Genomic DNA, 15,129 nt, shown 5'->3' with positions numbered 1-15,129 from the left:
CATAAAGCGACTGACAGTTCCCACTGATTATTATTTCTGACTGAATAGTGGGCACGTCATCACTCCCTTAAATCTCTTTTGGATTAGATTTTCAAAAATGATTTCAGCAGTTTCAGATAACGTCCCTCGTGTTCACGAACCCGAGAACCTTAAGCCCCAACGGGGCGGTCGCGAAGCGGTTAGGTTCGCAGGGTTGTCCGCCTGGATCCGCTCCTAGAAATGCCTCGGGCGGACCGAGCAGCCAACAGGCTGCGATGCGTGAATACGGTGTTATCGGATGGTATGGCCTACTATGAGTTACTTATTTCCATGGATTTTAATACATCATCTATTACACGAACGTTCTGTTGATCTCCTTGTGTGGATTGTAATAACCATACTGATTTGTCAGTAGTATTTAAACCATAAGAGATTATATGATTATCTCCCATTATCCGATCTATTTTTCTTGCCGTATAATTACCGAAATTCACTTCAGACTCAACTTCATCATTTTCTTTAAAATTGTCCAACATTAAATCAATCCACTCAGAGTCTTGTGGCATTTTTATTAAGATATCTATTGTTGTGTTTTTATTGTCTGGACACAGCGAAATAATTAGTGAATCAGATGAATAAGATGATTTATTCAATTTCCATTCCTTGGGGTATTCAAAATAAATACCAAATTGTTTATTCTCAAATGTATTTATACTTGTCCTTTTAGTTAAAATTAATATTAATACTATTATTACTGAACATAGAACAAGTGATGAGATTACCACTATCTTCTTCATTATTAAGTTTGCACCCTTTCTGCCGTACTGTCCGATAACGTCTCTCGTATTCACGAACCCGAGAACCTTAAGCCCCAAAGGGGCGGCTGCGATGCGTGAATACGGTGTTATATGAAGGATGTCGCTTCTTCGAAAAACTAAAATCAATCGAATCTATCTTTATCATAGGGATCTTCAACTGTTGGAATATACGGAGACAAATAATTATCTTCTTGTTCAATGACCTGTCCTCTTGCCAATTTCCAAACTATAAATTTATTGTTCTTCTCATCAGTGAATTCTTCATTGTCATGAATGTACAGCAGACCGTAAGAACCAGGCATCAATTCAGCAATTCGTGTGAAGATTTCTAAGACGTATTCGGCTTTATGATTATGAAGTCCTGAGATTAAAAAGGAATCCAATCCATTCCTCTGTTTAATTGACACGACTTTTTCAGTGTCAATGTCAAAGATGAAATTAAGTAAGATTTTCAAATGAGCCTCTTGCTTTTCAAAATCTGTATCGTGTGTGTGATACCGTAATACTGCCCAACCATGGAATTCATACATGCCTTGTCTCCTATTGTTTTTCGAATTTTGACATCTTTCATATAACGTTCTTCGTATTCACGAACCCGAGAATCTTAAGGCTCCGGAGGAGCCGGCCGCAACGCGGTTAGGTTCGCAGGGTTGTCCGCTGATTCTGCTCCTACGAAAATGCCTCGCGCGGACCGAGCAGCCGCCAGGCTGAGATGCGTGAATACGATGTTATAAGATGTCCCCGCCTTCGAAGCATTACACCTAAATTACATTTTTAAGAATGTAGGATCTTAATATGTTCGTTAATTCAGCTTCTCTTTTATTTAGCACTTGACCCTGAAAAATGGATGCATATATAGGGAGGTTCTCGAAAAACACTTGGGTATCACTTTGTTTGTCTTTTGAAATTGATATTGTAAAGAATTCTCCTTCCAAGGTTCTAAATTCCCATCTCGCACTTAATGAAGTACTTATATTAACATCACTGGACAACTTATAAGCCGAATATTTACCTTCTTCTTCTACAATTTCACCAACAGAGTACACGCCTTTTTTGACTACCGTTAATAGGAGTAAAGTATTGTCTCTTTCTAAGACTAATTGATATAGTGGACCTTTTATTTGATATTCACTAATCAAATTTTTTAACGCTTCGTGTTCTGATGTATATGTTCGTAAAGAAAAGGTTTCTACCTTACTACTTAAAGAACTGCCTACTAATAGAATTAGCATGAATAAACTAACGAATTTTCGGTTCATCATTTTCTCCTTTCTTTTTGTTCTGCGGGGATTTCTTATAACGTTTCCGTGTTCACGACGTCCCACCGACTTAAGCGAACGAAAGTGAGCGGCCGCGATGCGGTTAGTCGGTGCGGATATGTCCGCTGAATCTGCCTCGCCGAACTCTGAGCTTCCTCAATCGAATATGCTTCGCTTCTGGCGGACCGAGGGGCGTATGCCCCGATGCGTGAACACATTGTTATAGGATGTCAACGACTTCCTCGAGATTACTACTCACGTTCTTTATTTATGTATTTTTGTGGTTGGTTTTCTTGCCTAACTACAATCTTTTCTTAATTTCTACCCTTATTATTTATGATGGCGTAAATAGCTAAAATCTGTATTAGTGTTAGTATAGAACATCCAATAATCCACCATTGCTTAAAATCCCCTGCAACCGAAGCAATTAACAAACCTGTCCCTAAGCCACTCATAAAGAGTAAAATTCTAAAGATCTTCGTTTCAAAATATTTTCTTAAATTTTTTTGATATTTCCAAATTCTTATGATGATAAAGAAATATCCAAATAAAAGAATCAATATTCCTATAAAATCCAGTAAAGATGGGCCATGCTCATGGCTAATTGAAAATAATCTTTGATTATTATCCGGACACGAGATAATAATCGCACCTAAAATCATTAAAATAAATCCAATTATAAGTTGCAATTCCATTTCGCTATTCACCCTTTTATTAATGTATTGAGTTAAACATCATGCATCAAACGCTTTAATAACTCAAGAAAATGGCACTGGAGATACCGATTTCATTCGTAGGGATGAATGTTATTATTTTGATTTGCGTTGATTTCCTATAACGTCTTATTTGCGAACTTCGCTAATTTTCCATATTTAAGGTATTCGCGAAGTAAAATAATCTGTCCTGCTTAATAGCGGAGTAACCACCTGTAGATGTTAGGCACCCTTCATTGTACTTGCATGTTACTGAATGGGCTTGCTCCGATAATAAGTATTAGCAAGATTATTGGAGATCGCTGTCTCTTTCGCGTACAAATAAAAGCGACTAACCTATGAAGTTACCCTTCGAAGGTTAGTCGCTTTTTTGTGCTTCGCCGTTCTATCTATTCACGATACCAGTTCCGCCGTGACGACCAGACGCTGCTGGTGAGTCCCTTTGGATTTGCTGTACAGGCCGGTGCAAGTGATCAGATTCAACAGCGGCCGGTCGGACGGTCCGAATATTTTTTCTAGAGGAGCTTTGTCGTATGGATACGTCTCGGATCCGGTCACCTCGAAAACAATCTCTTCGCCGTCCCGCCCTCGTACGATCACTTTATTCCCCTTTTTCAAATTCTTCAGTTTAAAGAAAACGGCTACCGATGTTTTTGTGTCTACATGTCCGGCAATTACGGCATGCCCTGGGGCGCCGGGCCGGTAGCCGGGCTTGAACCATCCGACGTCGTCTCCGTTGTGAGGGACGTCCATCGCCCCGTCTTTGGTCAGCCCAAGAGACTGCACTTTGGCTTTGACCCCGATCGCGGGAATTTCTAATTGCTCCGGCATAATTCCTGCTTTGACCGGGCTGTCCTTGGCGGCAACTTGGCCGGCACCAGAGCGGTCTTGACCGGCTGCTGCCGAGCTGGCAGCTTCGGGCTCAGCGGGAGCCGCCTCGTTCCCGGATGAAGCCGGAGTTGCGGACTGCGTCGCCGAACTTTCCGCCGGCGCCGCCTGCCGGGCTTCCGCAGGGGACTCCTTCAGTCCCTGTCCGCAGCCGGCCAACAGCAGCGAGCAGAGGATCGGGACGAGAAAGAGTCTGCGTTTCATCTCAGTCCGTCCACTCGCTGGCGCCGCCTTCACCCGTCCTCGGCATATCCGACGGGATTACGCCGGAGTTGTCGCTGTCGGATACTCCTCCGACCGCCGTTCCTCCGTTGCCCGTTCCGCCCGGTGCGGGAGATGGAGTGACTGTAACGCCGCCGCCGGTGCCTCCGGTTCCGCCAGTGCCACCCGTGCCGCCGGTGCCGCCGTTATTCGTGTCGACTTGAATATTCAGCCCCAACGTTCCCAGCCAGTTGAGAATAATGTCGTTCAATTGGGCCGGTGTGAGACTTCCGAGATCGACAGTGGGAATCACCACTTGGCCGTTCACGTCAACTCCGGCTTGCAGGCCGTTCAGTCCGAGATAGAGACCCAGTTTATCCAGGTCGGTCAGGAATTTGCCTTCTAAGTTCTCGTAAGGCAGCTTGAGTTCCAGGACGACGTCGTCTCCGTTGACCGAAACAGCTTTGACAAGCTTATCGGCCTTCAGAGCTCCCTTATGTTCGCCGTTCACATAAACCTTCAGATCCGGCCAGCTGATCACGACATAACCAACGCCCTTGCCGTTTTCACCTTGGTCGTCTCCTTTGTAGAACAGCGAAAGAAGGAAGGCTTCTTTGTTGTCTTTCCAGAGCTTCGCCGCTCCGTTTACGGTAACCAATGCGTACAGGTTATCCTCGTCGTACAAGAGCCGGTAAGAACCTTCCAGGCCGGTCTTGGCATCCTTGAAAAATTCCAATTTCGCGTTATCCCAGATATCGTCCACTTTGCCGTCCAGTTTGACCAGCACTCTTTTCGCTAAATCCAGGTTCAAATCGCCGAGCTTCAGCACGTTGCCGTTCACTTCCAGCGTGCCGTCGGCCACAACCACCGGTTGGCCGTTTACCATGAGCAATTGACCGTTGATCCAGAGCTCATGCCCTTTGATGACAAAAACATTTTTGCCGATTTTGAAGCTGTTGCCGTTCAAGTTGATCGGTTTGCCGTTGACCTTCACCTTAAGGATGGCATTGAGGTAGCCGCCGATATGGATCGTTTTGCCCGCGATCTTGATCAGGCTGCCATTCAATTCCAGGGTGTCGTCCGCATTCAACTGCAGAACGGCGTCCCCCACTTTCACGACACTGCCGTTGACCAATAAGCGGTTTCCGGCGATGACGAATACGTTGCCGTCGATCGTGAACGTGTTGTTCTTGATCTCAACCGGTTGGCCGTTGATCGTCACTTTGACCGTCGTATTGAGCAAGTCGCCGATGTCGATCGTTTTGCCGCCCACTTTGAGCATGTTGCCAATCAGTTCGAGGCTGATATCGTCGCTTAGCTGCAGATCGACGTCTCCCAGCTTCAGCAGCTTGCCGTTGACCAGCAAATGCTTGCCGACGACAACAAAGACATTACCGCCGATCGTGAACGTGTTGTTTTTGACCTCCACCGGTTGGCCGTTCACGAAGACTTTAACTTTCGCATTGAGCAAGTCGCCGATGTTGTAGGACACTCCGTTTACGATGAGTACGTCTCCATTGAGTTCGACGGTACCCGCCTTGCCGAGATCGATTACCGTGTCGCCGAGCTGCAGAACTTTTCCGTTTATTAGCAATTGATTGCCGTTCAAAATTTTAAATACATTGCCGTGGTACTCAAAGTCCTTGTCGTCTGCGCTGTTGAAAACAACGTTTTGACCGTTCAGCTTGAATTGCAAGCCTCCTGTTGCATCCACCCCCGTAGCAAAAGCGCTTACAGGCGCCGCCATCGCCAACGCGCAGGCCAGCGGCAAAGAAACCCACTTTTTCATACTCCACATCCTCCTCCCCTCACCGGGGAAATATATATTGGGCTTTCTGCCAATTTATTCACCTTGCAATCGATGGTTTAAACTTAAACTTTATAAAATTTTCATGTTTCTTACGAAAAAAAATCGCGGCAATCCGGTCAAAATCGACAGGATTACCGCGACTGCGGCTGACTTTATGAGTTATTTTTCATGCTTTCGGACGATCGGTCGGGAGCAGCATTGCCAGCAATCCGAATAACGGCAAACCGCTGCAAAACCGCATGACATCGGCCAGACCGAACAGATCGGCCGCCTTTCCGAGCGCTACGGCTCCGATGGCGCCCATGCCGAATGCCAGACCGGTCGTCAAGCCGGAAGCCATGCCGACTTTGGCAGGCATCAGATACTGCGCATACACCACAGTAACCGAGAAGCCGGACAAAATGATGAAGCCGAGCAGCGTGATGACCGGATACACCCAAACGAGCGGCAAGTGGGGGAGCAGAAGCGCCAATGGAGATGCTCCGCAGATCGAGAAAACGATCATGTTTTTCATGCCGAACCGATCCGCCATCACACCGCCGAAAAACGTACCGAAAACCCCAGCCGCCAAAAACAGAAACAGCGGAATTTGCGCTTCCTGCGTGGTCAGGCCGTAATGCGCCTTTAGATAAAACTGGTAAAAGCCGCTGATGGACGCGTGGTACCAAGAGCGGGCAAACACAAGGAAAATCAGCATGCCCATCGCGAACTTGACGCGCGGATGATTCGCTTCTTCCAGAAGAGACGCTCCGGGCTTGGCAGCCGAGCGCCGCTGAGCCCGGAGTTCCTCCCAGTCCGCCAGCCGCCTTTTGTACCAAGGTGCGAGAACCAGTAGAATCACAATGGCAGCTGCCGCGAACAGCGTTCCCCAGACCGCGCCGACTTGGCCAAGCGGAGCGAAAATATAAACCGTCATCAGCGGCGCCAGCGAGCTGCCCGCATTCCCGCCGACCTGGTATACCGATTGGGCGAAGCCGCGCCGTCCTCCGGCCGCCAAATAAACGATCCTCGAGCCTTCGGGATGAAAAATGGCGGATCCGAGCCCGATGAACACGACGGCGAACACCAAATGCCAGAAGTTCCCGGCGTACGCGATGCCCACCATGCCGATGAGGCTCAGAAACATGCCCACTGGCATCATATACGGAGATGAGCGCTTATCGGTGTACGAACCGACGACAGGCTGCATGACGGAAGAAGTCATATTGAGCGCAAACAACATCCAGCCGACCTGCGTGTACGACAAATGCAGCGATTCTTCGAGAATGGTGAACATGGCAGGCACGACCGCCTGCATAGAGTCGTTCAATAAGTGTACGGCGCTGACTGCGAGCAACACCGGCAGCACGACGGCCGCGGCGGCCGCCGTCTTGCGCGTTTCCGCGATCGTGGACATCCTGTTTCCCCCTGAAGTATCTCATATCCCCCAAAAGTGACGCTCATCCAGCCAGGGGTCCCCAAAAAGTAATCGGAATAATCTACGAAGGCATTCGTCACTTTTTGGGGAGAAAGCAGAAAAAACCCGCCGTTGGCGGGTCCCCCGTCAATGATGCTGCTCCGAAATCAAAGCAGCGCCGATCGCGCCGGCCTGCGCGCCGAGCTGCGGCGGCACGATCCGCACTCCCTCTCCCAAGGAAGCGATGGCATACTTGCGGAACGTCTCTTCCATCGGACCCAGCAAAGGCTCTCCGATCCGGGAAGCGCCGCCGCCCAAAATTATCAGCTCCGGATTCGCCACATGCACCAGGCTGACCAGTCCGATGCCGAGCGCCCGCCCTGCTTCGCGCAATATACGCTGTGACAACGGATCGCCCGATGCGGCAGCTTGCGCCACCTCACGGGAGGTGATCCGATCCGCCTGCCCGCCGGCAAGCTGCAGCAAGGCTAGACCTTCCGCCTCGCCGGCGGCTGCCGCGGCCGCCGCCGCTTTCCCGATGGCGGTGCCTGAAGCGTACAATTCGAGGCAGCCCACATTGCCGCAAGGACAGAGCGGTCCGTTCCAATCGATCGTAATATGGCCGAGTTCTCCCGCGCTGGAGGAACGTCCCCGGATCAGCTTCCCGTCGCTGACGATTCCGCCGCCGATCCCGGTAGACACGGTGACGAACACGCAATCCCTCGTCCCCCGCCCCGCTCCGGCTTTCCACTCCCCGTAGGCTGCGGCGTTCGCGTCATTTTCCACGGTCACTCGCAATCCAAGGTCTCGCTCAAGCGTGCGCCCAAGCGGCACTTGCGTCCAACCGAGATTGCCCGCGAACTGAACCGTCCCGTCCTTCGGATCCAAGGTACCCGCGGTGGCGACGCCGACTCCGGACACCAGCCTTCCGCTTTCTTCGATCAAACGCCGAACCAAGCTCGCCATGCGGGTGATCACGGCGTCCGGCCCTTCCGCCGCCAATGTCGGCTGTTCCTCTGAAACCAGAACGCGGCCATTCTGATCCACAATGACGCCAAGCATTTTGGTGCCGCCGAGGTCGATCCCGGCGAATGCCGATTCCATCGTCATACCAAGCCTCTCCCTTATCGCTGTTCATCCGGACAATGTTATGAGATCGGCATTATCGTATGCCAAAATGTACCGCCCGTCAATGCTCGATACCTACAACCTTTTGCAAAATCGCTTCGTCTAACGGATATAAGGTCAAAAAGGAGATGACAACATGAATAGGTACCCTAAACGTGCTGTATGGCTGATGTTCCTGTCGCTGCTGCTCGCCACGGCCGGCTGCGCTGCAGGCGGGAATACGTCCGACGTTTCCGGCCATCAAGACGCCGCTGTCATGCCCACCGCCAAGGAGCCGCCCATTACGCCGACAAGCGACTCGTCTTCCTTGCTAACGGTTCCGGTGAAGCCGCCGTCTGTATCCACATTCGAACAGTCCGCACCCAAAAGGACGGGTAAAGTGACGGCCGTCCGGGCCGCCGACTCCTCTGTCGGCTGGGCGGGCGGAGACGGCTGGATTGCGCGCACGGCCGACGGGGGTAAGCATTGGTCCGTCACTCTGCAGCACCCGTATGTGGTCACGCAAATTTTCGCCTTGAACGCGAACAAAGTTTGGGCTGCGCTCGATATCGGCGACAAGCGGGGCGTGAAGCTGATTCGATCGACGGACGGCGGCAAGCATTGGACCGATGCCGGAGCTGTTCCCAGCTATGGCTTCTTCCATTTCGTGTCGGACACTGAAGCGTTCAGCGGCAACGCCATGACGACGGACGGCGGCAAAACGTGGAAGAAGCTGCCGTCACCGGCTCCGACTTCGTTGATCGGCGAAATCTATTTCCACGACCGGCTGAATGGCTGGGCGGTAACCAAAGCAACCGGCGGGTTCCAGATCCGCAAAACGACCGACGGCGGCAAAACGTGGTCCGTCGTGATGACCCGAAAGTCGGAAGTAGTGCCAACCTACGCGGTCATTCGTTCCGCCGGCGTGAAAGACGCCTGGGTCGAGGTCGTCGGCGGTTCCGGCATGACGCAGACCTCTTATTCGCTGTTTCACACCGTGGACGGAGGCAAGCACTGGCAGCCGGTGCTGGCCAATTCCGGCGCAGGATCCGGTCCCGCTCCTGGATTCTCCATGGACGAGAAAAAAGTGCCGCGCAACACAGGCAGCTCCCCCGGCACGCTGTACGTGGTGAATCAGAAAGTCGCTTTCCTCGGCGGTCGGTGCCAGGCGTGTGACCTGCCGAATACGATCGGGAAAACGACGGACGGCGGCAAAACCTGGGTCAACCTGAAGGGCGAATATCCGGGCTACGAACAGCAGCAAATCGCGGCCGTGGACGCCGACCATGCCTGGTGGATCTGCACCGACAGCCAGGAACCTTCCCGCATGTACTTCACCTCTGATGGCGGGCGGCATTGGAAGCTCGTGTACACCTTCGATAAGCCTCAGCAGTAATCACGCGTACAAAAAAACAGCCTTTTCCCGTTTCGGGAAGAGGCTGTTTCGTTTTATTACGCTTGTATGGCGTTTTTGCTTTTCGGCATGAATTGCACGATAAGCGCACCGGCGAACTGCAGCACCAGCTTCACTATAATTTGCCCGGCGATGGCGTAACCGACAAGGCTCCAGGGCAGAATTCCCGCACCTAGCGGCGACAGACCAACGATGACGAAAATGACGCTGTCCAGAACTCCGCCCACCACGCCGCTATACATTACCCTGAGCGACATCGGAAGTTTCAGACGCGTGTAAATTTCCGTATCCGCCGTCTCGGAACAGAGGAAAGTCGCCGCTGACGCAACCACGATCCACAACGTGTCTCCCAAAGCGTAGGAAGTCACCGCAGACAGCACCATAGCCCCGCCGATCGCCAGGTAAGTGTTTTTGCGGCCTAACGCGTTTTGTACCAAGTCCCGCAGAATGAACGTCGCCCCGATGAGGAACGAGCCTGCCGGAATGATCAGCTTGCCCCACAGAATCGGATCGTTGCTTGCGGTAATCACGTTGGCCAGCGCAATGGCGAGCAAGTACAAAGCGATCAATACCATTTTCATGACGTCGTCCCTCCTTACCGGTTATCGACTTTCTCAGGATACAAATCGTGATTCAAAAGCCGGTGTTCGGCCATTCGCTCGTACTTCGTGCCGGGCTGACCCCAGTTGCAGTAAGGGTCGATCGAAATGCCGCCGCGCGGCGTGAATTTGCCCCAAACCTCGATATAATGGGGCTGCATGAGGGAGATGAGATCGTTCATGATGATGTTCATGCAATCTTCGTGGAAATCCCCATGATTCCGGAAACTGAACAGATACAGCTTGAGCGACTTGCTCTCCACCATTTTCACATCCGGAATATACGAAATGTAAATCGTGGCGAAGTCGGGCTGACCCGTAATCGGGCACAGGCTCGTAAACTCGGGACAATTGAACTTGACGAAATAGTCGCGTCCCGGGTGTTTGTTCTCGAACGTTTCGAGCACCTCCGGGGCATAGTCGAACGGATACTTCGTCCCCTGGTTGCCGAGCAGGGTAATATCCTGCAGCTCGTCACGGCTGCGTCCAGCATGAGACATAAAAAACTCCTCCTTTTTTCTCGCGGCCGCTCGGGCCATTCCTGAGAAAGAAGAAAGAGATTCGCGTAAAAAAATAAAGATTCGCAGCCTCCTGAGCGCGCACCAAAAAGGCACGCATGCGGAGTTGCGACCGGCTCCTTAGTTTTTTATAGAGGGAGTTCGCGAACCTCTCCCAGGCACCGCGTATAACGGACGGCCCGGATTTTCTTCTTCAGTTGTCATCGGTTAGGATAACACAGACCGCGCCGGTTGGCTACCCTCAGTGCGTTCCAAACTAATCCATATCAATCCGGCCGCCATACATAATGTGCCGGCGATTTGCCAGACGGAAACGGACTCGCTGAAAAACAAATATCCGGTCATCATAGCCGCCGCGGGAACGACGTAACGGAAAAAATTCGCGCGGGCAGCGCCTACTTTGTACATGGAGCCGTTCCAAACCGCCAAAGCCGCCACCGTGCAGATCAGCACATTATAGCCCACAGCCGAGTAATGCACGGCATTTAAGCCGCTCCAGTCCACCTTACCCCAAGCGCCCAGAGTGAACGGAAACATGAACAATGCGCCGAACAGACTCGTCCAAGCACTCACGCGCACAGCGGAAAAACGCATCATGAGCGGCATACAGACCACGTTGTACAAAGCGCCCACAATGCTGATGCCAAAGGCGAGCAAGTCACCAATCAGATGTTCCGACGAGAAACTGAGGCCGCTGCCGCCGCCAAGAATGACAAGACAAACGCCGGCCATTGACGCGCCTCCGCCCGTCAATAAGCGGGATGTCAACTTTTCCCCGGTCACCAACGGCGCGAATAGCGATGCAAAGACCGGCCACGGGGCTACGTTGAGCAGAGAAGCATTGGCCAGCGTCGTATACTTGATGGAATACAAAACCGCGATTTCAAGTCCGGTGACTCCGACGAGGCCGATTAACGCGAATTGGAGCGCTGTTTTCCAGGGGACGCCGATGCTTCCCTCCGTTGTTTTGAGCAAAAGGAAGAAGAACGGAACGGCCATGCCGAACCGTAAAAATGCGAACAACACGGGATCAAAGGTGTCCAAAGCCATTTTCGAAACGCCGAAATTAACGCCCCAGGAGACACCCGCCATCAGCAGTCCGGTATAATAAATCCAAGTTTTGTTCATTTCCGTTCCCCCTTAAGAGGAAAGAGCTGGTTTGCGTTCGCTTCAATCGACGCTGAAGTCCGGCAAGCCGAGCGGAAGCGGCGCCGGCTTCTCGCACGTGCTGTGCATCGTGTAATGCGCGCCTTGTTCGGACGCGTCGTGGAAGCCATGCATCGCTTCCAGTACATGATACGCCATTTGTCCGTTCGCGCGATGGTTACGACCGGTCAGGATCGCCTTCGCCATGTCGGCCGCGCCGACGCCCCGCGCATTCTCGGCTTTGCCGTGCGTGAGCGGGATCGCGGTCCATTCTTTGGCGCCCGCGCGCCAAATCGATACCGGGCCGCCGAACGTATTCGGATCCGGCACTTGCAGCGTGCCTTGGCTTCCGTACACCTCTATGCGCGGCAGCGTCGAGCCGCCCTTCACATCGAAGCTGGTCAGGATCGTGCCGATCGGACCGGATGCAAAGTCCATGATGCCCGCGATATGCGTCGGCACTTCAACCTTGACCTTTTGCCCGAACTTGGGTTGGCTCGTAATGGTCCGTTCCGGGTAAGAGATACGGGTGGATCCCGTAACGCGGGAAATTGGGCCTAGCATGGCGATGAGAGCTGTCAAATAATACGGCCCCATATCGAACATCGGGCCGCCGCCGGCTTGATAATAGAACTCCGGAGCAGGATGCCAGCTTTCGTGGCCTCCTCCGACCATGAACGCGGTGGCGCCGATCGGGGTGCCGATCCAGCCGTCTTCAATCAGTTTGACGCTCGTCTGAATCCCCGCGCCGAGGAAGGTGTCCGGAGAACTGCCAACCAGCAGTCCTTTGCGTTCCGCCAACTCCAACACCTGACGGCCTTCTTCGCGCGTAACGGCAAGGGGTTTCTCCACATAGACGTGTTTGCCCGCTTCCAGCGCCTGCAGGCAAACCGAGGCGTGAGCGGCCGGAATCGTCAAATTGATCACGAGCCGGATCTCCGGGTCCGTCAGCAGCTCCTCCACCGAACAGCCCCGGATGCCGAATTCCGCCGCTTTGGCTTTGGCCCGCTCAACGTCGATGTCCGCACAGGCGACGATTTCCATGGAATCGAAGCGTTTGCCGTTTTGCAAATAAATGCCGCTGATATTCCCGGTTCCGATAATGCCGACCTTTAATTTCTCCATGATGTTAAACCTCTCATTTTCGCAGATTCACAGTTGATTGTCCTGCATTCCTGTATACGCCGCCTGGGATGCTCCGGCCGCTTGCGCCACAGCCTTGCCTTCCGCACACCACAGGAAACCCCGCCGCATCAGCTCTTTGACCGTCGGAATTTCCATAATATTCGCCTGATGGCCGAGCGAGTTGTAATAGACGCGCCCGACACCCCAACGTTTCGACCAAATCACCGGCATATCCACCGGCTTGTTCAGCGAATGCGGTCCCGGTACAAGCGGGAACCGTGTGGTGGCCAGCACTTCCACCGCCGGGTCGACGTGCAAATAGTACTGTTCGCTCTTCACGGTGAAGTCTTCGATACCTTCGACCAGCCGGCTGGAGCTGTTTTTGATATTGACCACATATTCCACGCCATCGTTGCCCGGGTGCGCCACCCATTGGCCGCCGGTCATGAACTGCCAGTCGACGTTTTCCCGGAACGCATCGCACATGCCGCCATGGCAGCCGGCCAGTCCTACTCCGCTTTGTACCGCCGCCGATACGTTGTTCACCAGCTGCTGTTCGATCCGATCCATCGTCCACACGGGAATGATCAGGTCGAGGGACTTGAGCTTGTCCGCATCCGCGAACGCTTGAAGGCTGTCGGCAACCTCCACCTCAAAATTTTCTTTTTGTAAGGTGTCTCGGAAAATTTCCGCCACCTGTCTCGGTTGATGGCCTTCCCATCCTCCCCATACGATCAGCGCTTTTTTCATCGTGATCCTCCTCCGCATGATTTTCGAATAATAAGTTTGGGCTTTAAAATTTCTAAGTAAGTTCCACCCTGTCCGGGTTCGGCGGAAAGCCGGTCCAACACTTTATCGGCCGCCAATCGACCCATTTCGTAAAAAGGCACCTGGACTGTCGTTAATGGAGGTTCGGTAAATCTCGCGGCATCGGAGTCGTCGTAACCGACGATGGGCAGATCGCCCGGGAGCGAGCAGCCCTTCTCTCTGAGCCCTTGCATCAGCCCGATGGCCATTCTGTCGTTGGCCACAAACAGCGCGTCCAGCTTTCCGAGGTCGGCATAAATCCGCTCCGCCGCCGAATATCCGCTTTTGCGGCTGTAGTTGCCTTCGTAGAGGATGCCGTCATCCAATGGAATGCCCGCTTCCTCCAGCGCTTTGCGGTAACCCGCAGTCCGGTCCGAGCTGTTCGAATATTGCGGCGAACCGTTGAGAAAACCGATGCGCCGATATCCCAAGCCCAGCAAATGGCGAACCGCCAAATACGCGCCTTCCACATGGTCGGTCGCAACCGTGCCGATCCGGATGTCCGCAAAATGCTGATCCATCACGAAGCAGGGCAGCTTCTCCCCGGCGAGGCGCCGGATGCCTTCCACTTCAGCCGGCAGCGAACTCGCGCCCAGAATAATGCCGGCGTCGATGCGCAAAGTTCGATAGAGCGATACATAGTCATAAACTTCCTCGGGATTTCGAAACAAGAGCAGCAAGCCGTAACCTCTGCGGTGAACGGCTTCTCCGATTCCGCTCAAAATTTCGGAGAAGTAGTACGTCGAGAACAAGTGGACTTTCGGAACGTGCGGCAGGATAACGCCCAGGTTGCCGCTTCTTCCGCGGGCAAAGCTCGACGCCACGGCGTTCAGATGGTATCCCAGCCGCTCAGCCGCCTCCAGCACCCGTGCGCGCGTCGATTCCTTCATCGGCCCGACGCCGTTCAGCACCCGCGACACCGTCGCCTCGGAGACGCCGGCGAGATCCGCCACCTCTTTGCGTGTTGTCATCCGATCCTTCCCATCTGTCTTGTATGGTAATGTACGCGCGTACATTATCTCACCGCCCGAAAGCGCCGTCAACCGACTTAGGGGCGTGCTGAGAAAAAAGTTTTCTCTGCCAAGGGATGGGCATGGCAGTCGGGATAGAAGCTGTGTGCTACTTATTGGCGCCAACTGGGTGGGTCCGCTCGATGTTTAGTAGCTGTGTGCTACCTATTTGCGCCAACTGGGTGGGTCCGCTCGCTGTTTAGTAGCTGTGTGCTACTTATTGGCGCCGAACGTGTGGGTCCACTCGCTGTTTAGTAGCAGTGTGCTACCTATTGGCGCCGAACGGGTGGGTCCGCTCGATGTTTAGTAGCTGTGTGCTACCTATTGGCGCCGAACGGG

At 52.8% G+C, this 15,129-nt stretch carries 15 protein-coding genes and 1 riboswitch; of the genes, 1 reads left to right on the top strand and 14 read right to left on the bottom strand.

Going from position 1 to position 15,129, the window contains the following annotated elements:
- Positions 1-290: 290 nt before the first annotated feature.
- The 8 genes from E5161_RS17070 to E5161_RS17035 form a co-directional block, all read right to left on the bottom strand.
- Entirely contained in the window at positions 291-830 is a 540-nt protein-coding gene (locus E5161_RS17070) for a hypothetical protein (RefSeq protein ID WP_136779053.1), read from the bottom strand.
- Positions 831-919: 89 nt separating this feature from the next.
- The gene (locus E5161_RS17065; protein WP_136779052.1) at positions 920-1,327 is read right to left on the bottom strand and encodes an Imm7 family immunity protein; all 408 of its coding nucleotides are present in this window, start codon (positions 1,325-1,327) and stop codon (positions 920-922) included.
- Between the two features lie 231 nt (positions 1,328-1,558).
- Entirely contained in the window at positions 1,559-2,059 is a 501-nt protein-coding gene (locus E5161_RS17060) for a hypothetical protein (RefSeq protein ID WP_136779050.1), read from the bottom strand.
- 311 nt (positions 2,060-2,370) lie between these two features.
- Positions 2,371-2,751: a hypothetical protein gene (locus E5161_RS17055; protein WP_136779049.1), complete on the bottom strand. Its 381-nt coding sequence runs from the start codon at positions 2,749-2,751 to the stop codon at positions 2,371-2,373.
- 411 nt (positions 2,752-3,162) lie between these two features.
- Entirely contained in the window at positions 3,163-3,861 is a 699-nt protein-coding gene (locus tag E5161_RS17050; RefSeq protein ID WP_136779048.1) for a class F sortase, read from the bottom strand.
- A gap of 1 nt (position 3,862) precedes the next feature.
- Entirely contained in the window at positions 3,863-5,647 is a 1,785-nt protein-coding gene (locus E5161_RS17045; protein ID WP_169306738.1) for a sugar-binding protein, read from the bottom strand.
- Positions 5,648-5,834: 187 nt separating this feature from the next.
- A complete protein-coding gene (locus tag E5161_RS17040; RefSeq protein WP_136779045.1) occupies positions 5,835-7,064 on the bottom strand; it encodes an MFS transporter in 1,230 nt (409 codons plus the stop codon).
- A gap of 147 nt (positions 7,065-7,211) precedes the next feature.
- On the bottom strand, positions 7,212-8,174 hold the full coding sequence (locus E5161_RS17035) for an ROK family protein (protein ID WP_136779044.1): 963 nt from the start codon (positions 8,172-8,174) through the stop codon (positions 7,212-7,214).
- Between the two features lie 154 nt (positions 8,175-8,328).
- Between E5161_RS17035 and E5161_RS17030 the strand changes: the two genes are divergently transcribed.
- The gene (locus E5161_RS17030; RefSeq protein ID WP_136779042.1) at positions 8,329-9,567 is read left to right on the top strand and encodes a WD40/YVTN/BNR-like repeat-containing protein; all 1,239 of its coding nucleotides are present in this window, start codon (positions 8,329-8,331) and stop codon (positions 9,565-9,567) included.
- A 56-nt stretch (positions 9,568-9,623) separates the two neighbouring features.
- Here E5161_RS17030 and E5161_RS17025 read toward each other — a convergent pair whose 3' ends face one another.
- From E5161_RS17025 to E5161_RS17000, 6 genes are all read right to left on the bottom strand, one after another.
- Entirely contained in the window at positions 9,624-10,160 is a 537-nt protein-coding gene (locus E5161_RS17025; protein ID WP_136779090.1) for a VUT family protein, read from the bottom strand.
- A gap of 20 nt (positions 10,161-10,180) precedes the next feature.
- Entirely contained in the window at positions 10,181-10,684 is a 504-nt protein-coding gene (gene queF, locus E5161_RS17020; protein ID WP_136779041.1) for a preQ(1) synthase, read from the bottom strand.
- Between the two features lie 132 nt (positions 10,685-10,816).
- Positions 10,817-10,860: riboswitch (PreQ1 riboswitch) on the bottom strand.
- A 49-nt stretch (positions 10,861-10,909) separates the two neighbouring features.
- On the bottom strand, positions 10,910-11,830 hold the full coding sequence (locus E5161_RS17015) for a DMT family transporter (protein WP_136779039.1): 921 nt from the start codon (positions 11,828-11,830) through the stop codon (positions 10,910-10,912).
- A gap of 42 nt (positions 11,831-11,872) precedes the next feature.
- The gene (locus E5161_RS17010) at positions 11,873-12,973 is read right to left on the bottom strand and encodes a Gfo/Idh/MocA family protein (RefSeq protein ID WP_211246756.1); all 1,101 of its coding nucleotides are present in this window, start codon (positions 12,971-12,973) and stop codon (positions 11,873-11,875) included.
- 27 nt (positions 12,974-13,000) lie between these two features.
- The gene (locus E5161_RS17005) at positions 13,001-13,723 is read right to left on the bottom strand and encodes a ThuA domain-containing protein (RefSeq protein ID WP_136779036.1); all 723 of its coding nucleotides are present in this window, start codon (positions 13,721-13,723) and stop codon (positions 13,001-13,003) included.
- Entirely contained in the window at positions 13,720-14,751 is a 1,032-nt protein-coding gene (locus tag E5161_RS17000; protein ID WP_136779035.1) for a LacI family DNA-binding transcriptional regulator, read from the bottom strand. Before E5161_RS17000 ends, E5161_RS17005 begins: the two co-directional genes overlap by 4 nt.
- Positions 14,752-15,129 lie beyond the last annotated feature (378 nt).

Source organism: Cohnella pontilimi (assembly GCF_005049045.1).
Classification (GTDB): domain Bacteria; phylum Bacillota; class Bacilli; order Paenibacillales; family Paenibacillaceae; genus Cohnella; species Cohnella pontilimi.
The sequence above is the reverse complement of the archived record's forward strand: the minus strand, read 5'-3'. Positions and strand labels throughout refer to the sequence as shown.

Bases quoted from the DNA above. Each gene is read 5' to 3' on its own strand.
- E5161_RS17065 (WP_136779052.1), bottom strand. From the start codon at position 1,327: ATGTATGAATTCCATGGTTGGGCAGTATTACGGTATCACACACACGAT.
- E5161_RS17060 (WP_136779050.1), bottom strand. From the start codon at position 2,059: ATGATGAACCGAAAATTCGTTAGTTTATTCATGCTAATTCTATTAGTA.
- E5161_RS17055 (WP_136779049.1), bottom strand. From the start codon at position 2,751: ATGGAATTGCAACTTATAATTGGATTTATTTTAATGATTTTAGGTGCG.
- E5161_RS17050 (WP_136779048.1), bottom strand. From the start codon at position 3,861: ATGAAACGCAGACTCTTTCTCGTCCCGATCCTCTGCTCGCTGCTGTTG.
- E5161_RS17045 (WP_169306738.1), bottom strand. From the start codon at position 5,647: ATGAAAAAGTGGGTTTCTTTGCCGCTGGCCTGCGCGTTGGCGATGGCG.
- E5161_RS17040 (WP_136779045.1), bottom strand. From the start codon at position 7,064: ATGTCCACGATCGCGGAAACGCGCAAGACGGCGGCCGCCGCGGCCGTC.
- E5161_RS17035 (WP_136779044.1), bottom strand. From the start codon at position 8,174: ATGACGATGGAATCGGCATTCGCCGGGATCGACCTCGGCGGCACCAAA.
- E5161_RS17030 (WP_136779042.1), top strand. From the start codon at position 8,329: ATGAATAGGTACCCTAAACGTGCTGTATGGCTGATGTTCCTGTCGCTG.
- E5161_RS17025 (WP_136779090.1), bottom strand. From the start codon at position 10,160: ATGGTATTGATCGCTTTGTACTTGCTCGCCATTGCGCTGGCCAACGTG.
- queF (WP_136779041.1), bottom strand. From the start codon at position 10,684: ATGTCTCATGCTGGACGCAGCCGTGACGAGCTGCAGGATATTACCCTG.
- E5161_RS17015 (WP_136779039.1), bottom strand. From the start codon at position 11,830: ATGAACAAAACTTGGATTTATTATACCGGACTGCTGATGGCGGGTGTC.
- E5161_RS17010 (WP_211246756.1), bottom strand. From the start codon at position 12,973: ATGGAGAAATTAAAGGTCGGCATTATCGGAACCGGGAATATCAGCGGC.
- E5161_RS17005 (WP_136779036.1), bottom strand. From the start codon at position 13,723: ATGAAAAAAGCGCTGATCGTATGGGGAGGATGGGAAGGCCATCAACCG.
- E5161_RS17000 (WP_136779035.1), bottom strand. From the start codon at position 14,751: ATGACAACACGCAAAGAGGTGGCGGATCTCGCCGGCGTCTCCGAGGCG.